A 21,047-nucleotide genomic window follows, 5' to 3' on the forward strand; every position below is an offset into this window, starting at 1 on the left:
AGAAATGTTTCCTGTTGAGCTGGAAAATGTAACAGTCGCTTATGATAAAAAGCCCGTTCTGCAAGAGATTTCGCTGCAGGTGCCGAAGGGGAAATTAATCGGTATTATCGGCCCGAACGGCGCTGGAAAGTCCACTTTGATCAAAACGATTCTCGGTCTTGTGCCCCGTGCCTCAGGAGACATCTCCATTTATGGCAAAACTTATAAACAACAGCGGACAAGAATCGGATATGTGCCGCAGCGAGGTTCGGTTGATTGGGATTTTCCTACCAGCGCTCTCGATGTCGTGCTGATGGGAAGGTACGGCCGAATCGGCTTGCTGAAAAGACCGAAAAAGGCAGACGCGGAAATGGCTGAAGCGGCTTTGGAAAAAGTCGGCATGCTCGATTATGCGAACAGGCAGATCAGCCAGCTGTCAGGGGGCCAGCAGCAGCGGGTATTCCTTGCCCGGGCACTCTGTCAGGACGCCGACATTTACTTTATGGATGAACCGTTTGCCGGCGTGGATGCAGCGACGGAGCGGGCAATCATGACTCTTTTGGCGGAGCTTAAGGAGAAGGGCAAAACCGTACTTGTCGTCCACCATGACCTGCAAACCGCCGAAGACTATTTCGATTGGATATTGCTGCTTCATTTAAGGAAAATCGCCTTCGGACCGGCGGAGGAAGTGTTTACGATTGAAAACCTTCAAAAAACGTATGGAGGAAGGCTGACATTTCTAAAAGATAAAGTACTGGCAGAAGGTAATAAGGGGTGAGCGCATTGATAGAAAGTTTGTGGCAGCAGCTCCAGCATCCGAATACACAGTGGGTGTTGGCCGGGACGCTTTTGCTCGGCGCAGCAAGCGGCGTGTTGGGGAGCTTTGTGCTGCTTAGAAAACAAAGTTTAATCGGAGATGCGATGGCCCATTCTGCCCTGCCGGGTGTGTGTCTCGCTTTTCTGTTCACCGGAGAAAAATCGCTCCCTTTCTTTTTGCTCGGCGCGGCGCTTGCAGGGCTTCTCGGAACGTGGATGATTCAGCTGATACCGCGGCTTTCAAAAACAAAAGAGGACTCGGCAATCGGGATCGTTCTCTCTGTGTTCTTTGGCGTCGGTATTATACTCCTGACATATATTCAGCAGCTGGGGTCGGGAAGCCAAAGCGGACTTGATTCCTTTCTGTTCGGCCAGGCTGCTTCATTAGTCAGACAGGATATCATTCTTATTGCGGGAGTATCTGCCGTTTTATTGCTGCTTTGTACTGTCTTTTTTAAGGAATTTAAAATCATCACCTTTGATATCGCATTTGCAAAGGGATTGGGATTGCCGGTACGTTTTTTAAACGCGCTTTTGGCCTGTCTTATTGTCTGCGCTGTTGTGATAGGGCTTCAAACTGTAGGTGTCATCTTAATGGCAGCTATGCTCATTACACCCGCGATTGCCGCAAGATATTGGACCGAGCGTTTAACGGGCATGATCGTGATTGCCGGGATGACAGGCGGGATCAGCGGCGTGTCCGGAACATTGCTGAGTACAACAATGGAGGGCATGGCGACGGGGCCTTTGATGATTTTATCGGCAACGATCATTTTTCTTTTTTCGATGATTTGTGCACCTAAGCGGGGACTGGCTGCTAAAGGGATAAGATTAATAAGGCTGCGTAGAAAAACAAACCGGGAGCAGGTGCTTCTGACGATTTTTGAGCAGTATGAACATAAGGAAATATATGTAACGGAGGAAAGTGTACAAAAGAAAAGGCGGCTTTCACCTTCATTATGTCATAAAGTTTTGAATGATTTGGAAAAAGAGAGGTGCGTTGTACGGATTGAAAACGGGGTTTGGAAAGTAACACAGTCTGGGATAGAAAAAGGTTATCTGACGGCTTTAAAATATCGGATGTATGAAATGTACCTCATGCATGAAATGGATATAGAAAAAGCAGGTGCGGATCAGGATGATTTTGTGCCGGACCGATTGCCGGAGGCTACAAGAGATAGGCTTCTTTCACTTTTGAAGCTGCATGGCAGGATGCCTGAGCTCCGTCAGCCATACCCTGAAATCGAGAAGGGGAAGATTGCCAATGAGCTTTGAAGCGTGGATTATAGTGACGGGCATACTAGTCGGTGTCAGCTGTGCGTTGATCGGAACATTTCTTGTATTAAGGAGAATGGCAATGCTGGCCGATGCCATCAGCCATACTGTTTTGCTTGGAATTGTTGGTGCTTTTCTTGTGACAAAAAGCCTTGACGGGATTCCTATGTTCATCGGTGCAGCCGTGTCGGGACTGTTAACGGCATTTTTGGTACAGCTTCTTCACAGCAAAGGGGTTCAATCAGATGCCGCCATAGGCGTTGTTTTTACCTCCTTATTTGCAGTTGGTGTCATTTTGTTATCAGTATATGGAGCGAATGTCCATCTCGATATTGAACATTCATTAATGGGAGAAATCGCTTTTGTGCCATGGAATACGATCACGGTATTCGGAGTGGACATCGGGCCAAAAGCGTTTTGGATGCTGGTTGTTGTGCTGCTTTTCAATATAACGATGGTCAGTGTGTGTTATAAGGAGTTCAAAATTTCTTCGTTTGATCCGCAAATGGCTTTGGCCATCGGAATACCGGTCATGCTGATTCATTACCTCCAGATGGGGATGCTGTCGCTTACGACCGTTGCCTCCTTTGATTCGGTCGGCGCCATATTGGTTGTGGCGATGCTGATTGTTCCGCCTGCTGCCGCCCATCTATTAACGGACCGGCTGCTTTATATGCTGATTATCAGCGCGGTGATCGGAGGGCTGTCAGCTCTATTGGGCTATATCTGCGCAACATGGCTCAATGTTTCCATCTCCGGGGCGATGGCGGCAATGACAGGAGTTTTTTATGCAGGTGCCTTTTTATTTTCGCCGTCAAACGGAGTCATGACGAAAAAGATAAGAATGCTCAAAACAGAAAAAGAAAGAGCTGTCTGATGCCAGCTCTTTCTTTTGATTTTTACAAATCTTGCGGTTTAAACGTTTTGCAGTCTGTTTCCCGGCTGTTTTCGGCAGTCTCGCCAGTATGGCTGACAACATAAATGGCATCGGCTGTGCATCTGTTGCCTTTGTCCCAATAAGAACAGTTGTTGACCTCGCATAGGATTTTCTGGTCCATGCCATCCCCTCCTTATAAAGGTTCAAGCTTAGTATAGCCGGAGGGCTTGGGCCCTATTCTTCCTGCTGGCGGATATACCGTTTATCCTTCATAAACAGCTTCCAGAAGAAGTAGAAGCCTGGGAACAGGATAATGAATGCAACGATATATGTCATAAACAGCGCTCTGAACGTGGCGGGCTCGGTGAAACCGGACATGATCGTCACGTCAGGATAAATCATATAAGGGAGGTGGGCGCGGCCGTACGCGTAGCTTGCCAGGAAATACTGTATCGCAATCGCGACAAGCGCCAGTCTGGGTTTCCCAATCTTTTTGCCGAAGCTTTTGTTAGGCAGAAAAAGAGCTATGCCTGCGATGATGAATGTAATAAACGACGCAATAATCCAGGAAAAATCATTCATCATTCCAGTATAAAGCCAGTTTGCTTCATTCCGCATCGTCAGCATAATGCATACGGCAAATAGGAGCGAAATCGGGCCGGTGATTAAGGCGCTTTTTCTGTACGCCGTGTAGGCGTCCTGTTCCTCAGCCACATTCGAAACATCCGCCAGCAGCAGGGAGGATAAAAATAAAGTGCTTAAAATCGCAAACCCTATAAATGAATAGGCGTTTGGGCTTGTCAAAATGGTAGACATATTCAAGCTGTATACGCCGTCTGTGTTTTCGATAAATCCACCGTGTGTCACCGGGAGAACCAAAATCAGAACAGCGGGAATAATAAAACCGGAGATGCCGGAAATATATCTGAGCAATTTCCTTTCCTTCGCTGTGTTTGAAAAAACGAGAAATCCGCTTCGGATTGCTAAAAGCAATAAAATAATGCTGCCGGGAATTAATAAAACAGTTCCGAGCACAAACGTCGCACCTGGAAAAAAGCTGAAAAGTGCAACGACGATGGCCACGATAAAGACGTTAGTGACCTCCCAAGTCGGCGACAGAAAGCGGTTTGCGATATCAGTCGCCTTCATATGCTCTTTGTTTAAATAGATCATAGACCAAAATCCCGCTCCGAAATCCATTGTGGCCATGACGGCGTAAATAAACACAAAACCCCAAATAATTGAGATGGCGATCAGAGCGTCAGTTGAAATGTCCATTTGTCGATCTTCCTTCCATTTAGTTTCCTGCTTGCGAAGCTATTAAGACTCCGCCGTATTTAAATCCTCATCCACAGGGTGCTTTTTGAAATAGTAAAGCAGCACATAAACGACAGCTGCGCCCAACACGGCGTAAACAAATGTGAAAAACAGAAAGAGCACACCGATCGAGCCTGTCGTCGTGACGACATCTGATGTTTTCAGCAGATGATAGATGACCCACGGCTGTCTCCCCGTACAAGCGAAAATCCATCCGAATTCAATTCCGATAATGCTGAGAGGACCGGCCGTCATGAAAATCAACAGCAGCCAGGTTGGAAAACGATCTTTCTTTAATACTTTTCTCCAGACGACACCGATAATGGAATAAAGAATAAGCAGCATTCCGACACCGACCATCGCATTAAATAACGTGTGGATAAAAAGTGGCGGCCATTCGTCTCTCGGAAACGCATTTAATCCTTTTACAACAGTGTCAAAACTGTTGGCTGCCAAAAAGCTTAATGCCCACGGAATCTCGATTGCCCATTTCACTTTTTCCTCTTCCGGATCGGTAAATCCGCCGATTGCAAGCGGGGCATGGGATCTTGTTTCAAACAGGCCCTCTGCTCCGGCGAGTTTTTCCGGCTGATATTCATGCAGCATCTGTGCTGATTCGTGGCCGTTTAAGGCTGTTATCAATGAAAAGATACCGCCGATCGTCAGCGCGAGCAGCAGGGCTTTCCGGTGAAAGCGATAGACGTTTTCTTTTTTTCTCGACCGGATCATTTTGTATGCGGCAACAGAAGCAACGATAAAGGCTCCGGTCATGAACGCAGACAGAACGACATGGCCGGCGGTTACAAAAAAGCTTGGGTTAAAAAACGCAGCCCACGGATCAACATCAGTTATCTTTCCGTTTATAATTTTAAATCCGGCCGGGGTTCCTTCAAAGGCATGGACATTCGTGATCAGAATGGCAGACGCCGCGGCCCCGATCAGCACAAAGACAACAGCGATAATCCTCATGACCGGCGATAAGCGGTCTGCGGCATATACATAAATCGACATAAACAGGGCTTCGATAAAAAAAGCGTAGATTTCAATTTGGAATGGCAGGGACATGACCCGGCCGATGACTTCCATAAAACCCGGCCATAAAAGCGCGAGCTGAGTACCGGCAATGGTTCCGGTCGGAATGGCGACCCCCAGCAAAACAGCCTGTGCTTTTGTCCATCTCTTCGCCATGATGGCATAATGGTCATCCTTCGTTTTTTGATAGATCAATTCAGCTATTAAAATCATGAGCGGCAGACCGACTCCCAAGGTTGCGAAAATGATATGAAAGCCCATTGTCGTACCAAAAAGACTCCTAGCCAAAACTAAATCATCCACAATCATAAACCACCTTTCTCAAAACGATCTGTATGTAATATGGGTTTATTATTTGCTTCCTCGGTTAGATTATTCTTCCTGTTCTTAAAAGCATGAGGTTTATGAAGCGAAAGATCGGGAAACCTGTAAGGAGATTGACAAAATGTTTGTTAGGATATAAAATAAAACGTAATTATTACGATTTAATAAGGAGAGATAGACATGAAGGAAGGAATTCATCCGAAGAATCACAAAGTAATATTTCAGGATGTAAACAGCGGATACCGCTTTTTGAGCAGGTCTACCAAAACATCGGAAGAAACAGCGGAGTGGGAAGATGGAAACACATATCCGGTTATTAAAGTAGAGGTAAGCTCAGATACTCATCCGTTTTATACAGGCCGCCAGAAATTCAATGAAAAAGGCGGAAGAGTCGAGCAGTTCAACAAAAGATATAACATGGGAAAATGAGGCAGCCGCAGGGCTTGCCTTTTTTTCTGGCCTCAACATCTTGCCGATAGGATGACGAAAGGCAGAGGCTGTGATATATTGAAGAAAAAAGACCGGAAAGGAATACCGCTATGAGTCTTCTAAATGATATTCTTGACTTTAATAAAACTTTTATTGAACAAAAAGATTATGAAAAGTATCAGACATCAAAATTCCCGGATAAAAAAATGGCGATTCTTTCTTGCATGGACACTCGTTTGGTTGAATTGCTGCCGCATGCGATGAATATGCGAAACGGTGACATCAAAATTATAAAGAGTGCCGGTGCGCTTGTTACACACCCGTTCGGAAGCATTATGAGAAGTTTACTGGTTGCAGTGTACGAGCTGAACGCAGATGAAGTCTGTGTAATCGGACACCACGATTGCGGTATGAGCAAAATCAGCAGCGAAAGCATGCTTAATAGAATAAAGGAAAGAGGAATTCCGGAAGAACGCATCGAAACATTGAAGTACTCCGGAGTTGACTTTGACCAATGGTTTAAAAGCTTCGATTCAGTGGAAGCGAGCGTAAAAGACAGCGTGGACGTCATTAAACATCATCCGCTGTTCCCGGAAACTGTGCCTGTCCACGGTTTAGTCATTGATCCTGAGACAGGGAAACTGGATGTTGTCGTAAACGGCTATAACGCTTAATCTTTGCGCTTTTTTTCAGGGACGGGGTCGACACCGCCAGGATGAAATGGATGGCATTTCAAAATCCGTATGAGAGTCAGCCATCCGCCTTTAAGGGCGCCGTGCGTTTTAATGGCTTCGATTCCATATTGTGAACAAGTCGGATAAAAGCGGCATGTTGGCGGCGTCAGCGGCGAGATGAATTTTTGGTACCCTCTGATCAGAGCAATAAATATGGTTTTCATGTGTCTTCAGCAACCTTTCTGATGCAAGTATAAAAAAAATAACGCGGTTTGAAAAGTTATTCGATAATTCTTATCGGAAAGGTATGTTATAATAAAAATACATTTTTAAAAAAGGGAGAGTGCCATTATGCCTTCAGTAGAAAGTTTTGAACTTGACCATAATGCGGTTGTTGCCCCATACGTAAGACATTGCGGTGTGCATAAAGTAGGAACAGACGGTGTTGTAAATAAATTTGATATTCGTTTTTGCCAGCCGAATAAACAGGCGATGAAGCCTGATACGATCCATACACTTGAGCATTTGCTCGCATTTACGATTCGCACTCATGCTGAGAAATATGTTCATTTTGATATTATTGATATTTCGCCAATGGGCTGCCAAACCGGCTACTATCTTGTTGTCAGCGGAGAGCCCACTCCTGCGGAAATCGTTGACTTGCTTGAAGACACAATGAAGGAAGCTGTAGAAATTACCGAAATTCCGGCTGCCAATGAAAAGCAGTGCGGCCAGGCGAAGCTTCATGACCTGGAAGGCGCAAAACGTTTGATGCGTTTCTGGCTGTCACAGGATAAAGAAGAATTGCTAAAAGTATTTGGCTAAATAGAAAAAAGACCTTTTTGCCCGAAAGCAAAAAGGTCTTTTTTGTGACGTTACAGATTTTGTATACCATTTGCTGTAAGCGTTTGCTACTATTGAGGTAAACGACGAAAAGGGTGATGGAATGAAAAAGATGGTCGCTGCAGTACTTTTTTCTGCTGTTTTTTTACTGAACGGGTGCGGATCTGAGGAGAATAAAGCACATACAGCAGCTGAGACGCCTGAGGTATTAGATGTAAAACTCACCGGACCGGAAAAAGTGAAGCCGGGAGAGAATGCTGCTTATGAAGCGGCGGTTTCTTACGGAGATGAAGCGGTGACAGATGCTGATGAAGTGGAGTTTGAGGTATGGAAAGACGGGGAAAAAAACGACAGCAAGATGTTTAAAGCCAAACAGGAAGATGGCGTATATCGATTTGAGACAGAGTTTAAGGAAGATGGCGTATACACTGTGCAATCTCATGTCACTGCAAAAAAACAGCACAGCATGCCGACCTTAAAAGTCCAAGTCGGAGACGCCGATGCTGCCACCAAGCAACCTGAAGAAGATCAATCACACCATCATTGACCTTTTGGGTCTGAACCGGGAGCATTTCCTTCTTGAGGAGGGTCAATCGTGTGTTTTACATTATAGGCTTTTACAGTCGTCCAAACACTTACGAGCAAAACAGCCAGCACAATCAAAATACTTATCGTGATGAGAAGCGTCATGATTCCACCTCCGTTTTCAATAATTGTAACATAGTGGAAGACATTGTGACAGACGGGTAAAATAAAGGTTTTAGCGTACGATATTAAGGGTATACACCTAATATAAACAAGGAGGAAGATAATATGTCAGAACAATTGATTCAAGCCGTGAACAAACAAGTAGCCAACTGGACAGTCATGTATGTGAAACTACATAATTATCACTGGTATGTAAAAGGGAAAGATTTCTTTACACTGCATGAAAAATTTGAAGAGCTTTATAACGAGACAGCAACTTATATTGATGATTTGGCAGAGCGTCTTTTAGCTTTGAACGGAAAACCGATCGCGACAATGAAAGAATCTTTGGAAACAGCTTCTGTAAAAGAAGCGAACGGAAACGAGACAGCAGAACAAATGGTTCAGAGTGTGTATGATGATTTTACAGTCATCGCGGAAGAACTGAAAAGCGGCATGGACTTAGCCGATGAGGTCGGAGACGAAACAACAGGGGACATGCTTCTTGCCATTCACCAAAATATTGAAAAACATAACTGGATGCTGAAAGCTTACCTTGGATAATAGAAACGAAAGGCCGGATATCTTTGAAGGTGTCCGGTTTTTGTTTTGCCTCGCAAAAATAGGCGACAACTAGTCCATTTTTCTGAAAAATCCAATCCGTTCGGCATGCTTTCCATAGAATATGGTAAGGCCGTTTCTGTGAAAGGATGTTGGGATAAATGGATAGAGACTTTGGCATCTTTTCGTTTTTTGCAGTCAGCGTTTCAGCAGCGGGGTTTTTCTTCGGAGGTTTTCAGTACTCACTCCTCATTCTGCTGTCTCTTATGGCAATTGAATTTATCAGTACGACCTTGAAGGAAACGATTATTCACAAACTGGCGTTCAAGAAGGTTTTTGCCCGTTTCGTCAAAAAATTAGTTACGTTGGCTCTGATCTCTGTCTGCCACTTTTTTGACCAGCTGCTGAATACACAGGGATCGATACGTGACTTGGCCATTATGTTTTATATTCTTTATGAATCTGTGCAAATTGTCGTGACAGCCAGCTCTCTCGGTATACCTGTTCCGGAAATGCTTGTGGATCTATTAGAAACGTTAAAAAATAAATTCAGGCGCAAACCGTAACTTTTATCTGTTCGCGGGTCATAATAAAGCCCAGAGCGTCAGTCATTTACATTTTGACAAGAGCTGCGGCCAAAAGCTGTACGAGCTGGTCTATCGTTTCAGATCCGGATGGCGTGCTGGGTTTCCCTTATTTTTTGATAAAAAGCTTCCGAAGAAACGTAACTGTGGTATGATGTATGGAAGATAGCTAGGAACGGATTTGAGGGATAAACATGTACGAGTTTAAAGATTATTATCAGAATACTGTTCAGCTCTCCTTTGACAATCAGCCCTTTTCGGACAGCCCGAAGCATGTCTGGGTCATCTGCCGTTTTGGTGACAAATGGCTTTTGACAGAACATGAGGACAGAGGCTTTGAGTTTCCGGGCGGGAAAGTGGAACCGATGGAGTGCGCGGAAGAGGCGGCGCTTCGAGAAGTAAAGGAAGAAACAGGGGCGAGAGTGAAAAGCCTCAAGTATCTCGGACAGTATAAAGTTCTCGGAAAAGAAAAGGTTATTGTGAAAAATATATATTTTGCAGATATAGAGAGACTTGAAAAGCAAAGCGATTACTTTGAAACGAAAGGGCCGGTTCTGTTTCATGAACTTCCGGAAAACCTGCCCCGCAATAAAAAATTCAGTTTTATTATGAAGGATTCTGTGCTTCCCATCAGTTTGAAAAAACTGAAAGAAGCGGGATGGATCAAGTAAAAACCCGGCGGATAGCCGGGTTTTTATGTTCTGCCCTTCGTCCATTTCTTTTCTAACAGTTCTACGCCCTGATACATCAGGGTGGCAAATACAGCAATGATCAACAGGCTTAAGAAGACGAGTGTAAAATTGAAGACTTGGAATCCGTAAATAATCATGTATCCTAATCCGACCTTTGAAACAAGAAATTCGCCTACGATAACACCGACCCACGATAAACCGACGTTTACCTTCAGTGTTGAAATAATAGCGGGCGAAGATGCGGGAAGAATCGCTTCTTTAAAAATAACCCACTTGTTTGCGCCGAATGTTTTCATTACTTTAATATAGTTTTCATCCACCTCTTGAAAGGCAGTATAAACGACGATGGTTGTGATGATGACACTGATGACCGCTCCCATCGCGATGATGCTGACAAAGCCGGGACCGAGCGCAACAATCAGAATAGGTCCGAGCGCCACTTTCGGCATTGCATTTAAAATGACCAGATATGGATCTAATATCCTGGCAAGCCGATTGGACCACCATAACAACGCGGCAAGACACGTGCCCAGGAAAGTCCCCAGCAAAAAGCCAAGCACGGTCTCAAATAAAGTAACGCCGATGTGCGACAGCAATGAGCCGTCAGCAACCTTTTCAATCAGTAAACGCCATACGGCTGATGGCGAGCTGAAGATGAGAGGATCAATCCAGCCCTGTCTGCTTGCGATTTCCCATCCGGAGAAAAAGAGGATAAATATCGCAAGCTGAAAAGAATGCACATTCCATTTCTCTTTTTTCTGTTTAAATTGATATTGCTCATGAAGCAGATCAATTGTTTCTTTGCTGTTTCTCAAGAGAATTCAGCTCCTTCCATATCGTTTGAAACAGCGTCTGGAAGGATGGCTCCTGACGGGCGTCAAAAGGCATCATCGCAGCCAATTCTCTAGGGATTGTGAAAATTTGATGAATGGTGCCCGGCTGATTAGAAAATAAAAAGATGGTATCACTCATCGCAATCGCTTCCCCTATATCATGAGTGACAAGCACCGCTGTTTTTTGATACTCCTTTAATGTGCGGAAAACGAGGTTTTCCAAGGACAGCTTCGTTTGAAAATCAAGCGCGGAAAATGGCTCATCCAGCAAAAGCAGACTTGGATTTGGGGCAAGAGTTCTTGCAAGCGCGGCCCGCTGCCTCATCCCGCCTGACAGCTCCTTAGGATATTTCTTTTCAACATCAACGAGACCCAGATCCGGCAAAAGACCAAGTGCTGCGGCTTTGTTTTCTTCAGTAAGCGTATCAGCAATTTTTAAACCGAGGAGCACATTTTCCTCAATGGATTTCCAGGGAAATAAGTAATCCTGCTGAAGCATGTAGCCAATGTTATGTTCTTTTTGATTCGGCTCGCGGCCTTCAATCAGAACTCTGCCTTCCGAAGGTTCAATTAAGCCTGCAATTATGGAAAGCAGTGTTGTTTTTCCGCAGCCGCTCGGACCGAGAAATGAGATGAAATCGCCTTTTTCGGCATCGAAATGAATGTCCTGTACGGCGGTTGTTTTTTCTTTAATAGAAAAATAAGTATGAGTTACATGGTCGACATGTAAAAAAGACATAGATGGCGCCTCCTATTTTTCCGAGGTGACTTTTTCGGCGATGTGTTTGTTCACAAGCTGACTGTATGGTATATGCTTTGGCAGTTCACCTGACTGATCCATAATCGTTTGGAGCAGTTCCCATTCTTTTTCGTTGAGGAGCGGGTCTGGAGAATACGAATTTTGTTTTTTGTAGCGTTCAATGGACGTTTCGATGACATCTGGATCTGTATCGTCAAATTCATTTTTTATCGCTTCTGTGATGTCCTTCGCTGAGTGGTTTACCACCCACTGCTGCGCTTTATAAATAGCTCTCGTGAATTTGACGGCTGTATCTTCGTTTTTCTTTAAATAGCTTTGTTTTGCCATAAAAGTTGTATAAGGAACCTGGCCTGATTCTTCTCCGAACGAAGCAACGATGTGGCCGATGCCTTCTTTCTCAAAGAGTGAAGCAGTCGGTTCAAAAAGCTGGACATACTCACCGGTTCCAGAAGCAAAGGCATTGGATATATTGGCGAAGTCTATGTTTTGGATGAGTTCAATATCCTTATGCGGATCAATGTGATGTTGGTTCAGCACATACTCTCCGACCATTTGCGGCATACCGCCTTTTCTCTGGCCGAGAAAAGTCTTTCCTTTCAGCTGATCCCAGCTGAAATTTTCGGCATCTTCTCTTGCGACAAGGAACGTTCCGTCTGTCTGAGTCAGCTGTGCGAAGTTAATGACAGGGTCTTTAGCCCCTTGCGATTCGACATAAATGGATGTTTCTGAACCGACAAGAGCAATGTCCGAGCCGTTTGAAAGAAGCGAAGTCATCGTTTTATCGCCGCCCCAGGTCGTATTGACGTCGACATCAAGGCCTTCATCCTTGAAAAAGCCTTTAGATTCTGCAACATATAAAGGTGCATAAAAAATGGAATGGGTCACTTCGGCTACTTTTACTTTCGTGAGTGTTTCTTCCTGCTTGCAAGCGCTCAGGGCAATGATGAGAAACACACTGCAAACGCAGAAACAGCCCAGCCTTAACCATTTGTTCACATGACAACCTCCTTATTTAGCATCAAGTTAATATCCTTTTTTGCTTTACATATCGTATGATGGGTATAAAAATGTGTGAATGCCTAATCCGGGTTACAGGATTTATTTTTAAAGGCAGGAAAGAATAAAGAAAAAAGGAGGCGGGAGCATTGATTGTTGAGAAAAGAAGATTTCCGTCGCCGAGCCGGTATGTGCGCTTGTTTACCATCTGCTACCTTTCAAATGGCTTAAAAGTGAAAGGGCTGCTGGCGGAGCCGGCGGCACCTGGGCAATATGACGGATTTTTATATTTGCGCGGCGGTATTAAAAGTGTTGGAATGGTCAGACCGGGCCGAATTATCCAGTTTGCGTCCCAAGGATTTGTTGTATTTGCCCCCTTTTACAGAGGGAACCAGGGAGGGGAGGGCAACGAGGATTTTGCAGGAGAAGACAGAGAGGATGCTTTTTCCGCTTTTCGCCTGCTTCAGCAGCATCCGCAAGTGAAAAAGAACAGAATTCATATTTTCGGTTTCTCCAGAGGCGGCATAATGGGAATGCTTACTGCGATTGAAATGGGCCGGCATGCGGCTTCATTCGTTTCGTGGGGAGGCGTCAGTGATATGATTCTTACATATGAAGAGCGGCAGGATTTACGAAGAATGATGAAAAGAGTGATTGGGGGAACGCCGAAAAAGGTGCCTGACGAATACAAATGGCGAACGCCTTTTGACCAAGTGAACAAAATTGAGGCACCCGTTTTATTAATTCACGGAGAAAAAGACCAAAACGTTTCCATTCAGCATTCGTATTTATTTGAGGAGAAATTAAAACAGCTGCACAAGCCTGTAGAGACGTGGTATTACAGTACATTCACCCATTATTTTCCGCCGAAGGAAAACCGGCGTATTGTGCGGCAGCTCACGCAGTGGATGAAAAACCGCTGACGGTGAAATATGTTATGATATAGAAAAAAGAGAACGAAAGGGGATTTCAATTTGGGAATGCCTGTTGAATTTAATACATTGATTGTGACAAAAGGAAAAGAAGTTCGCATAGATGAAAATATATTCAGATTAGAGAAAGACGGGTATCGCATTTATCCAATGGAGATTCCGATGGATGTCAGCAAAACAAAGTTTGGTGAAAAGTCAGGCACAGCCGAAGTGCAGAAGCTTGAATGGACAGACGGGCGGACAATCATTACGTACAAGCTGACTTCCTTGCATACAGTCAATTAAAACAAGCCAAGAGCTTAATTGCTCTTGGCTTTTGCTTTTTTATACGAGAGGCCCGCCCGCTTGCGCGATGGCATCTGTATTTGTGAACTTTTTGAAGTTTTCTTTGAACTCGTTTGCCAGATACACAGCCTTTTCTCTGTATTCCTCTTTGTTATTCCACGTGTTTTCCGGCTGTAGGATATGATCGGGAACACCCGGAACATGAACCGGGATGTGCAGGCCGAAAATATCGTCAGTGGTCATTTGCACATTTTCTAATTTGCCTTCAATCGCTGCTTTTACCATCGCCCGTGTGTATGAAAGCTTCATGCGTTCGCCTGTGCCGTAGCCGCCGCCGGTCCAGCCGGTATTGACCAAGTAAACGTCTGCACCGTGTTCGTCGATTTTCTTGCCGAGCATTTCCGCATATACATGGGCCGGGAGCGGAAGGAACGGTGAACCGAAGCATGTGGAGAATGTCGTCTCAGGAGACGTGACGCCGCGTTCGGTTCCGGCTAGTTTACTCGTATAACCGCTTAAGAAGTGGTACATAGCCTGCTCCTTCGTCAGCTTGCTGATTGGCGGCAGAACGCCGAATGCATCAGCCGTCAAAAATACAATCGCTGACGGGTGGCCCGCAATGCTCGGAGAGACAATGTTGTCGATCATATGAATCGGGTAAGCGGCACGTGTGTTTTCTGTATAGAAGGAATCATCGTAATTGGCTTCACGCGTATCTTCATCTACAACAACATTTTCGAGAACGGATCCAAACCGAATCGCTTTAAAAATCTGCGGTTCCTTTTCTTCGCTTAAATGAATGCACTTGGCATAGCACCCGCCTTCGATATTGAAGACACCGGTATCCGACCAGCCGTGTTCATCATCACCGATCAGTTTCCGGTCAGCATCCGCCGAAAGGGTGGTCTTTCCTGTTCCCGACAGGCCGAAGAAAAGCGCGACATCGCCTTTTTCACCGACATTAGCGGAGCAATGCATGGATAAAATATCTCGCTCAGGCAGCAGGAAATTCATGATGGAGAAAATCGATTTTTTCATTTCTCCGGCATACTCCGTTCCGCCGATTAAAATCGTGCGCTTTTCGAAAGAAACAATAATAAAGGTTTCTGAATGTGTGCCGTCTGTTTTTGGGTCCGCTTTGAAATGCGGAGCGGAAAGAATGGTAAACGGCTGTTCGACTGTTTTTTTATCATTGTCTTCAGGACGGATAAACAGCTGTCTGGCAAATAAATTGTGCCATGCAAATTCATTAACGACGGTGATCGGAAGTCTGTATTTTTCATCGGCACCGGCAAATCCTTCGAAAACAAACAGCTCATCTCGTTGTTTCATATAGCTGACAACCTTCGTGTACAGCCGGTCAAACGCTTCCTCGGAAATAGGCTGATTCACCGGACCCCAATCAATCTTACTCTTTGTGCTTGCTTCTTCTACAATGAATTTATCCTTCGGCGAACGTCCCGTGTAAGCGCCTGTGGTCGCCCGGACGGCACCCGTGGATGTCAAAATGCCTTCGCTGCGGGAAAGTACTTTTTCTGTAAGCTGAGCTGCAGATAAATTATGCTGCACATTAGGACTTGTTAATAAGGCTTGCAAATCAGCGGTTAAATCAACTGAGTTCATAAGAAACCTTCCTTTATCATTTTATTTGTGTTTTGCTAATTGTGTGAATTAGTATAACATATATTTTCAAATAGTCTATACTATTTATCGTTTTTTGTGTGTGCACTTCCATTGTTTTCCGCAATAAAGGCGTCTATTTCTCCTGATTCATATTGACATTGCAAACCCTTTTACGATAAGATATTTCATTGAGCGGATACTCTTATCCCGAGCTGGCGGAGGGACAGGCCCTATGAAGCCCAGCAACCGGTTTCTCTATTATTCATTATGTTCAAATTGTGTGAGACAACCAAGGTGCTAACCTGATGCAAGGTTGAATGATTCCTTGAGCGATAAGAGTGAAAGGCACAAAGACCAAACCCTTTCCTCGAACGGAAAAGGTTTTTTTATTTCATAAATATGCCAATTAACATCTCTAATATAAACGTAACATTGTATAAGAGGGAGCGAGTTCCGTATCATATATATAAGGTCTTTCGGGAGGCCTTGTGCAGGAGGAAGCAAATCATGAGTAAAAATCGTCGTTTATTTACATCAGAATCTGTTACGGAGGGGCATCCGGATAAAATCTGTGACCAGATTTCTGACAGCATTTTAGATGAAATTTTAAAGAAAGACCCTAACGCGCGTGTTGCTTGTGAAACGTCTGTGACAACTGGTTTGGTTCTTGTCAGCGGAGAAATCACAACTTCTACGTATGTTGACATTCCAAAAACGGTTCGTGAAACGATTAAAGAAATCGGATACACACGTGCAAAATACGGATTTGATGCGGAAACTTGTGCAGTTTTAACATCAATTGACGAGCAGTCTGCTGATATTGCGATGGGTGTAGACCAAGCGCTTGAAGCCCGTGAAGGCACAATGAGCGACGAAGAAATTGAAGCAATCGGAGCGGGTGACCAAGGTTTAATGTTCGGTTATGCGTGCAACGAAACGAAAGAGCTCATGCCTCTTCCGATTTCACTTGCTCATAAATTAGCCCGCCGCTTGAGTGAAGTGCGTAAAGAAGATGTTCTTCCTTACCTTCGCCCTGACGGCAAAACACAGGTAACGGTTGAGTATGATGAAAATAACAAACCTGTCCGCATTGACGCGATTGTTATTTCAACTCAGCACCACCCTGAAATTACGCTTGAGCAAATTCAGCGCAACATTAAAGAACATGTCATCAATCCGGTTGTTCCTGAAGAATTAATTGATGAAGAAACAAAATACTTCATTAACCCTACAGGCCGTTTCGTCATCGGAGGACCTCAAGGGGATGCGGGGCTCACAGGACGTAAAATCATCGTTGATACGTACGGCGGCTACGCACGTCACGGCGGCGGAGCGTTCTCTGGTAAAGATGCGACGAAAGTAGACCGTTCAGCTGCTTATGCTGCAAGATACGTTGCGAAAAACATCGTTGCGGCTGAGCTTGCAGATTCTTGCGAAGTGCAGCTTGCTTACGCGATCGGTGTTGCACAGCCTGTGTCTATCTCAATCAACACATTCGGTTCCGGAAAAGCTTCGGAGGAAAAACTGATTGAAGTTGTGCGCAATAACTTTGATTTACGACCTGCCGGAATTATCAAAATGCTTGATTTACGCCGTCCGATCTACAAACAGACTGCCGCGTACGGCCACTTTGGACGCCACGATGTTGACCTTCCGTGGGAGCGTACAGACAAAGCGGAACAGCTGCGTAAAGAAGCGTTAGGAGAATAATTTTATAGCCGCTTACTGGTTAAGCGGCTTTCCCTTTTTTATCGATGTATCCATGTTTATTTTTTTACATAACTGTGAAACCAAACACTGTTCACAGCGTCTATAAATAGGGGTTCAATGATGACAATTTTAAATATGGAGGCAATACTATGTGTGGATTTGTCGGGGTTTTTAACAAGCATCCGTTAACTCAAACCGCTGATCAAGAAGAACTAATCAAACAAATGAACCAAATGATCGTTCACCGCGGTCCTGACAGTGATGGATATTACCATGATGAGCACGTTGGATTCGGATTCAGACGGCTCAGCATTATTGATGTGGAGAATGGCGGACAGCCTTTATCATATGAAGATGAAAAATATTGGATTATTTTTAACGGGGAAATCTATAACTATATCGAACTGAGAGAAGAGCTTGAAGCAAAGGGATATACTTTCAACACAGATTCTGACACAGAGGTTCTTCTTGCGACTTACCGTCACTATAAAGAAGAAGCGGCTTCCAAGCTGCGCGGCATGTTTGCCTTTCTGATTTGGAATAAAAACGATCATGTTCTTTATGGAGCAAGAGATCCATTCGGCATTAAGCCGTTGTATTACACAACGATCAATGATCAGGTTTATTTTGCCTCAGAGAGAAAAAGTTTAATGGCAGCCCAAAATGATATTGAAATAGATAAAGAAGCATTACAGCAGTATATGTCTTTCCAATTCGTTCCTGAGCCAAGTACGCTTGATATTGATGTGAAAAAAGTAGAGCCGGGTTCTCAGTTTACAATCCGCCCTGACGGTGATATCACATTCAAAACGTATTTCAAGGCGCGCTTCCAGCCTGTTCAGACGGAAGAAGATAAACTTGTCAAAGAAGTCAGAGACGCTATCTATGACTCTGTAAACGTTCATATGAGAAGTGATGTGCCTGTCGGTTCATTCCTATCAGGCGGAATCGATTCTTCGTTTATTGTATCCGTTGCGAAAGAATTTCATCCAAACCTGAAAACATTTTCTGTCGGATTTGAACAGCAGGGCTTCAGTGAAGTTGATGTAGCGAAAGAAACTGCCGCTGCACTGGGCATTGAAAATATCAGCAAAGTCATTTCACCTGAAGAATACATGAACGAGCTTCCTAAAATCGTATGGCACTTTGATGATCCGCTTGCAGACCCGGCTGCGATTCCATTGTATTTCGTGGCGAAAGAAGCGAAAAAACACGTAACGGTTGCGTTATCTGGCGAAGGTGCGGACGAGCTGTTCGGCGGATACAACATCTACCGTGAACCGCTTTCTCTTAAACCGTTTGAACGCATTCCGTCCGGCTTGAAAAAGATGCTTCTGCACGTAGCGGCCGTTATGCCTGAGGGAATGAGAGGAAAGAGCCTGCTTGAGCGCGGCTGCACTCCGCTTCCGGAGCGTTATATCGGCAACGCGAAGATCTTTGAAGAATCCGTGAAGAAACAGCTGCTGAAGCACTATGATCCGAGCCTTTCGTATCGCGATGTGACGAAGCCTTACTTTACAGAAAGCAGCTCATACAGCGATATTAACAAAATGCAGTATGTCGATATCCACACTTGGATGCGAGGCGACATTTTGCTAAAAGCGGATAAAATGACGATGGCGAATTCTTTGGAATTGCGTGTGCCGTTCCTTGATAAAGTCGTATTTGACGTTGCTTGTAAAATTCCTGATGAATTGAAAACAAAGAACGGTACGACAAAGTATCTCCTTCGCAAAGCTGCTGAAGGCATTGTGCCGGATCATGTATTGAACCGCAAAAAGCTCGGTTTCCCTGTACCGATCCGTCATTGGCTGAAAAACGAAATGAACGAATGGGTGCGCAGCATTATTCAGGAAAGCCAAACGGACGCTTATATCCATAAGGATTACGTTCTTCAGCTTCTTGAAGACCATTGTGCCGATAAGGCTGATAATAGCCGTAAAATTTGGACAGTGCTCATCTTTATGATCTGGCACAGCATCAATATTGAAAAACGGTATATGCCTGAAGAGCTGAGCCATCAGCCTAAAGAAGTCATCTTTGTCTAACAGATAAGGCTTTCGATTCGTCGAAAGCCTTGTTATTATACCAGTATTTCTCCATCATCATTGATTACCCTGCACATTCGTGTGAAATATTCAGAAAAATGATGTAATGATATTTTTTTCTAGGGGAGAAGGGAACATGCAAAAACAAAAACAAGAATTGCATCGCGGTCTGGAAGAAAGGCATATTTCTTTGATGTCTTTAGGGGCTGCCATAGGAGTGGGACTTTTCCTTGGCTCTGCATCAGCTATTCAATTAGCAGGACCGGGTATTTTGGTGGCATATGCCTGCAGCGGTCTGGTTATGTTTTTTATTATGAGGGCGCTTGGGGAAATGGCGATTCAAAAGCCGGTCGCGGGCTCCTTCAGCAGGTATGCGCGTGACTACTTAGGTCCGCTCGCAGGCTACTTAACCGGGTGGAATTACTGGTTCTTATGGGTTGTAACCTGTATGGCGGAAATCACCGCTGTCGGAATTTATATGGGATACTGGTTTCCGGATGTGCCCAATTGGATTTGGGCATTGTCGGCGCTGGTGATTATGACTGGTGTCAATTTCCTGGCCGTAAAGGCGTATGGAGAGCTGGAGTTTTGGTTCGCATTGATTAAAATTGTCGCGATCCTTTCTATGATTGCTGTCGGTTTATTAATGATCATTGCAGGAGTCGGCAATGGAGGCATTGCAACTGGCATCAGCAACTTGTGGAGCAACGGCGGATTTTTTCCTCATGGAATAAAAGGGGTTTTATTGTCACTTCAAATGGTGATGTTCGCGTATTTAGGCATTGAGATGATAGGGGTGACGGCCGGCGAAGTCAAAAATCCGCAAAAATCATTAGCGAAAGCGATTGATACGGTATTTTGGCGTATCCTGATTTTTTACGTCGGTGCTTTATTTGTTATCATGTCCATTTATCCGTGGCAGGAAATCGGATCGCAAGGAAGCCCTTTTGTACTCACGTTTGAAAAAGTGGGGATTCCATATGCGGCAGGCATCATTAACTTTGTCGTTCTGACGGCAGCGCTGTCTTCTTGCAACAGCGGCATATTCAGCACTGGACGTATGCTCTTTAACTTAGCGGAGCAGAGCGAGGCGCCAAAAGCATACGGTAAGCTGACCAAAGGCGGCATTCCGGGGAAAGCCGTACTGGCTTCTGCGGGTGCGTTATTAGTCGGCGTGCTGTTAAACTATGTTGTGCCTGCGAAGGTATTTACTTGGGTCACAAGCATTGCGACGTTCGGAGCGATTTGGACGTGGGCGATCATCTTGCTTTCTCAGATCAAATATCGTAAAGGCATGCAGCCAAAGGATCAAAAGCAATTAAAATACAAAATGCCTTTTTACCCGTTCACGTCATATTTATCTTTGGCCTTTTTAGCATTTGTCATTATCCTGATGGCATATAGCCCTGAAACAAGAGTCGCCGTAATTGTCGGTCCGATTTGGTTTCTGATTTTGATAGCCGTTTATTATGGCAAAGGCTTTCATAAGAAAAACGCAGCTGTGTCAACTGAGCAACAGATCAGCTGACAAAAAGAGCTCCCGGAGGGCTCTTTTTTGTTTAAGTAAAGCTGCTCATAGAGAGCAGAGAATAGGAATATGTTTTTTGCAGAGACTGCTTACAGTGGCGTCTTGTTTTTTATGATAAGATAAAAGTCACATGTTTATTTTTACATGTGAACGTTTTATGGAAAATTAAAAACCCGAACTGCATTTGGTTCGGGTCAGCGATGGTTATCGCTTAAATAATATTTTGAAAAATGGTAAAGTAA

General features: G+C 44.5%; 24 protein-coding genes and 1 riboswitch. Of the genes, 15 read left to right on the forward strand and 9 right to left on the reverse strand.

The annotated features are described in order from the left end of the window. Nucleotides 1-4 precede the first annotated feature (4 nt). From UJ203_RS00190 to UJ203_RS00200, 3 genes are read left to right on the forward strand one after another with little or no spacing between them, the layout of a single operon-like run. The gene (locus tag UJ203_RS00190) at nt 5-757 is read left to right on the forward strand and encodes a metal ABC transporter ATP-binding protein (RefSeq protein ID WP_322009426.1); all 753 of its coding nucleotides are present in this window, start codon (nt 5-7) and stop codon (nt 755-757) included. A 5-nt stretch (nt 758-762) separates the two neighbouring features. Then, nucleotides 763-2,070 (forward strand): metal ABC transporter permease, encoded by a 1,308-nt coding sequence (locus tag UJ203_RS00195; RefSeq protein ID WP_322008350.1) that lies wholly within the window; start codon nt 763-765, stop codon nt 2,068-2,070. Further along, on the forward strand, nt 2,060-2,947 hold the full coding sequence (locus UJ203_RS00200; RefSeq protein WP_105953333.1) for a metal ABC transporter permease: 888 nt from the start codon (nt 2,060-2,062) through the stop codon (nt 2,945-2,947). The genes UJ203_RS00195 and UJ203_RS00200 overlap by 11 nt, the downstream gene beginning before the upstream one ends. A 22-nt stretch (nt 2,948-2,969) precedes the next feature. Here the strand turns inward: UJ203_RS00200 and UJ203_RS00205 are convergent, their stop codons facing one another. Genes UJ203_RS00205 through UJ203_RS00215 form a run of 3 tightly spaced genes read right to left on the reverse strand, consistent with a single transcriptional unit; the run spans nt 2,970 to nt 5,599 of the window. Next, nucleotides 2,970-3,128, reverse strand: coding sequence for a DUF1540 domain-containing protein (locus UJ203_RS00205; RefSeq protein WP_010331596.1), 159 nt, complete (start codon nt 3,126-3,128; stop codon nt 2,970-2,972). 53 nt (nt 3,129-3,181) lie between these two features. Then, nucleotides 3,182-4,225 (reverse strand): cytochrome d ubiquinol oxidase subunit II, encoded by a 1,044-nt coding sequence (locus UJ203_RS00210; RefSeq protein ID WP_024122596.1) that lies wholly within the window; start codon nt 4,223-4,225, stop codon nt 3,182-3,184. Nucleotides 4,226-4,267: 42 nt separating this feature from the next. After that, a complete protein-coding gene (locus tag UJ203_RS00215; protein ID WP_044153676.1) occupies nt 4,268-5,599 on the reverse strand; it encodes a cytochrome ubiquinol oxidase subunit I in 1,332 nt (443 codons plus the stop codon). A gap of 201 nt (nt 5,600-5,800) precedes the next feature. Between UJ203_RS00215 and UJ203_RS00220 the strand changes: the two genes are divergently transcribed. Together UJ203_RS00220 and UJ203_RS00225 are read left to right on the forward strand one after the other, a co-directional pair. Beyond that, nucleotides 5,801-6,049: a type B 50S ribosomal protein L31 gene (locus UJ203_RS00220; protein WP_010331593.1), complete on the forward strand. Its 249-nt coding sequence runs from the start codon at nt 5,801-5,803 to the stop codon at nt 6,047-6,049. A 110-nt stretch (nt 6,050-6,159) separates the two neighbouring features. Beyond that, nucleotides 6,160-6,723, forward strand: a complete 564-nt coding sequence (locus UJ203_RS00225; RefSeq protein ID WP_024122594.1) for a beta-class carbonic anhydrase — start codon at nt 6,160-6,162, stop codon at nt 6,721-6,723. Here UJ203_RS00225 and yidD read toward each other — a convergent pair. Then, nucleotides 6,720-6,947 (reverse strand): membrane protein insertion efficiency factor YidD, encoded by a 228-nt coding sequence (yidD, locus tag UJ203_RS00230; RefSeq protein ID WP_010331591.1) that lies wholly within the window; start codon nt 6,945-6,947, stop codon nt 6,720-6,722. The genes UJ203_RS00225 and yidD overlap by 4 nt on opposite strands. Before the next feature lie 127 nt (nt 6,948-7,074). Between yidD and UJ203_RS00235 the strand changes: the two genes are divergently transcribed. Together UJ203_RS00235 and UJ203_RS00240 are read left to right on the forward strand one after the other, a co-directional pair. Continuing rightward, on the forward strand, nt 7,075-7,548 hold the full coding sequence (locus UJ203_RS00235) for an S-ribosylhomocysteine lyase (RefSeq protein ID WP_322008351.1): 474 nt from the start codon (nt 7,075-7,077) through the stop codon (nt 7,546-7,548). Between the two features lie 121 nt (nt 7,549-7,669). After that, on the forward strand, nt 7,670-8,113 hold the full coding sequence (locus tag UJ203_RS00240; protein ID WP_105953334.1) for a FixH family protein: 444 nt from the start codon (nt 7,670-7,672) through the stop codon (nt 8,111-8,113). On the opposite strand, the gene ytzI is transcribed toward UJ203_RS00240, so the two are convergent. Then, the gene (ytzI, locus tag UJ203_RS00245; protein WP_044153683.1) at nt 8,107-8,256 is read right to left on the reverse strand and encodes a YtzI protein; all 150 of its coding nucleotides are present in this window, start codon (nt 8,254-8,256) and stop codon (nt 8,107-8,109) included. The genes UJ203_RS00240 and ytzI overlap by 7 nt on opposite strands. Nucleotides 8,257-8,379: 123 nt before the next feature. Here ytzI and UJ203_RS00250 point away from each other — a divergent pair, with 123 nt between their 5' ends. The 3 genes from UJ203_RS00250 to ytkD all read left to right on the forward strand — a co-directional run bounded on the left by UJ203_RS00250 (nt 8,380) and on the right by ytkD (nt 10,069). Continuing rightward, nucleotides 8,380-8,817: a Dps family protein gene (locus UJ203_RS00250; protein ID WP_010331587.1), complete on the forward strand. Its 438-nt coding sequence runs from the start codon at nt 8,380-8,382 to the stop codon at nt 8,815-8,817. A 158-nt stretch (nt 8,818-8,975) separates the two neighbouring features. Further along, nucleotides 8,976-9,380: a holin family protein gene (locus UJ203_RS00255; RefSeq protein WP_024122591.1), complete on the forward strand. Its 405-nt coding sequence runs from the start codon at nt 8,976-8,978 to the stop codon at nt 9,378-9,380. Nucleotides 9,381-9,592: 212 nt separating this feature from the next. Beyond that, entirely contained in the window at nt 9,593-10,069 is a 477-nt protein-coding gene (gene ytkD / locus UJ203_RS00260) for an RNA deprotection pyrophosphohydrolase (protein WP_105990161.1), read from the forward strand. 23 nt (nt 10,070-10,092) lie between these two features. Here ytkD and UJ203_RS00265 read toward each other — a convergent pair whose 3' ends face one another. From UJ203_RS00265 to UJ203_RS00275, 3 genes are read right to left on the reverse strand one after another with little or no spacing between them, the layout of a single operon-like run. Beyond that, nucleotides 10,093-10,905: an ABC transporter permease gene (locus UJ203_RS00265; RefSeq protein WP_198097398.1), complete on the reverse strand. Its 813-nt coding sequence runs from the start codon at nt 10,903-10,905 to the stop codon at nt 10,093-10,095. Further along, nucleotides 10,880-11,662, reverse strand: coding sequence for an ABC transporter ATP-binding protein (locus UJ203_RS00270; protein ID WP_024122588.1), 783 nt, complete (start codon nt 11,660-11,662; stop codon nt 10,880-10,882). The genes UJ203_RS00265 and UJ203_RS00270 overlap by 26 nt, the downstream gene beginning before the upstream one ends. A gap of 12 nt (nt 11,663-11,674) precedes the next feature. Continuing rightward, on the reverse strand, nt 11,675-12,679 hold the full coding sequence (locus tag UJ203_RS00275) for an ABC transporter substrate-binding protein (protein WP_105990163.1): 1,005 nt from the start codon (nt 12,677-12,679) through the stop codon (nt 11,675-11,677). Between the two features lie 149 nt (nt 12,680-12,828). Between UJ203_RS00275 and UJ203_RS00280 the strand changes: the two genes are divergently transcribed. Together UJ203_RS00280 and UJ203_RS00285 are read left to right on the forward strand one after the other, a co-directional pair. Then, nucleotides 12,829-13,602, forward strand: coding sequence for an alpha/beta hydrolase family protein (locus UJ203_RS00280; RefSeq protein ID WP_322008352.1), 774 nt, complete (start codon nt 12,829-12,831; stop codon nt 13,600-13,602). A 51-nt stretch (nt 13,603-13,653) separates the two neighbouring features. Next, nucleotides 13,654-13,896 carry a DUF2584 domain-containing protein gene (locus UJ203_RS00285; protein WP_024122585.1) on the forward strand — a complete coding sequence of 81 codons (243 nt, stop codon included), beginning with the start codon at nt 13,654-13,656 and terminating at the stop codon, nt 13,894-13,896. A gap of 39 nt (nt 13,897-13,935) precedes the next feature. On the opposite strand, the gene pckA is transcribed toward UJ203_RS00285, so the two are convergent. Continuing rightward, the gene (gene pckA, locus UJ203_RS00290) at nt 13,936-15,519 is read right to left on the reverse strand and encodes a phosphoenolpyruvate carboxykinase (ATP) (protein ID WP_322008353.1); all 1,584 of its coding nucleotides are present in this window, start codon (nt 15,517-15,519) and stop codon (nt 13,936-13,938) included. Nucleotides 15,520-15,718: 199 nt separating this feature from the next. Next, nucleotides 15,719-15,858: riboswitch (SAM riboswitch) on the forward strand. A gap of 168 nt (nt 15,859-16,026) precedes the next feature. Between pckA and metK the strand changes: the two genes are divergently transcribed. The 3 genes from metK (at nt 16,027) to alaP (ending at nt 20,805) form a co-directional block, all read left to right on the forward strand. Beyond that, nucleotides 16,027-17,229, forward strand: coding sequence for a methionine adenosyltransferase (metK, locus tag UJ203_RS00295; RefSeq protein ID WP_010331578.1), 1,203 nt, complete (start codon nt 16,027-16,029; stop codon nt 17,227-17,229). 149 nt (nt 17,230-17,378) lie between these two features. Continuing rightward, nucleotides 17,379-19,277, forward strand: a complete 1,899-nt coding sequence (gene asnB, locus UJ203_RS00300; RefSeq protein ID WP_322008354.1) for an asparagine synthase (glutamine-hydrolyzing) — start codon at nt 17,379-17,381, stop codon at nt 19,275-19,277. Nucleotides 19,278-19,413: 136 nt separating this feature from the next. Next, entirely contained in the window at nt 19,414-20,805 is a 1,392-nt protein-coding gene (gene alaP / locus UJ203_RS00305) for an alanine permease AlaP (protein WP_024122582.1), read from the forward strand. The last annotated feature ends 242 nt before the right edge of the window (nt 20,806-21,047 follow it).

The sequence above is a fragment of the Bacillus sp. V26 genome (assembly GCF_034296245.1).
In the GTDB taxonomy this organism is placed as follows: domain Bacteria; phylum Bacillota; class Bacilli; order Bacillales; family Bacillaceae; genus Bacillus; species Bacillus halotolerans.

Bases quoted from the DNA above. Each gene is read 5' to 3' on its own strand.
- UJ203_RS00190 (WP_322009426.1), top strand. From the start codon at position 5: ATGTTTCCTGTTGAGCTGGAAAATGTAACAGTCGCTTATGATAAAAAG.
- UJ203_RS00200 (WP_105953333.1), top strand. From the start codon at position 2,060: ATGAGCTTTGAAGCGTGGATTATAGTGACGGGCATACTAGTCGGTGTC.
- UJ203_RS00205 (WP_010331596.1), bottom strand. From the start codon at position 3,128: ATGGACCAGAAAATCCTATGCGAGGTCAACAACTGTTCTTATTGGGAC.
- UJ203_RS00210 (WP_024122596.1), bottom strand. From the start codon at position 4,225: ATGGACATTTCAACTGACGCTCTGATCGCCATCTCAATTATTTGGGGT.
- UJ203_RS00220 (WP_010331593.1), top strand. From the start codon at position 5,801: ATGAAGGAAGGAATTCATCCGAAGAATCACAAAGTAATATTTCAGGAT.
- UJ203_RS00225 (WP_024122594.1), top strand. From the start codon at position 6,160: ATGAGTCTTCTAAATGATATTCTTGACTTTAATAAAACTTTTATTGAA.
- yidD (WP_010331591.1), bottom strand. From the start codon at position 6,947: ATGAAAACCATATTTATTGCTCTGATCAGAGGGTACCAAAAATTCATC.
- UJ203_RS00235 (WP_322008351.1), top strand. From the start codon at position 7,075: ATGCCTTCAGTAGAAAGTTTTGAACTTGACCATAATGCGGTTGTTGCC.
- UJ203_RS00240 (WP_105953334.1), top strand. From the start codon at position 7,670: ATGAAAAAGATGGTCGCTGCAGTACTTTTTTCTGCTGTTTTTTTACTG.
- ytzI (WP_044153683.1), bottom strand. From the start codon at position 8,256: ATGACGCTTCTCATCACGATAAGTATTTTGATTGTGCTGGCTGTTTTG.
- UJ203_RS00250 (WP_010331587.1), top strand. From the start codon at position 8,380: ATGTCAGAACAATTGATTCAAGCCGTGAACAAACAAGTAGCCAACTGG.
- UJ203_RS00255 (WP_024122591.1), top strand. From the start codon at position 8,976: ATGGATAGAGACTTTGGCATCTTTTCGTTTTTTGCAGTCAGCGTTTCA.
- ytkD (WP_105990161.1), top strand. From the start codon at position 9,593: ATGTACGAGTTTAAAGATTATTATCAGAATACTGTTCAGCTCTCCTTT.
- UJ203_RS00270 (WP_024122588.1), bottom strand. From the start codon at position 11,662: ATGTCTTTTTTACATGTCGACCATGTAACTCATACTTATTTTTCTATT.
- pckA (WP_322008353.1), bottom strand. From the start codon at position 15,519: ATGAACTCAGTTGATTTAACCGCTGATTTGCAAGCCTTATTAACAAGT.
- metK (WP_010331578.1), top strand. From the start codon at position 16,027: ATGAGTAAAAATCGTCGTTTATTTACATCAGAATCTGTTACGGAGGGG.
- asnB (WP_322008354.1), top strand. From the start codon at position 17,379: ATGTGTGGATTTGTCGGGGTTTTTAACAAGCATCCGTTAACTCAAACC.
- alaP (WP_024122582.1), top strand. From the start codon at position 19,414: ATGCAAAAACAAAAACAAGAATTGCATCGCGGTCTGGAAGAAAGGCAT.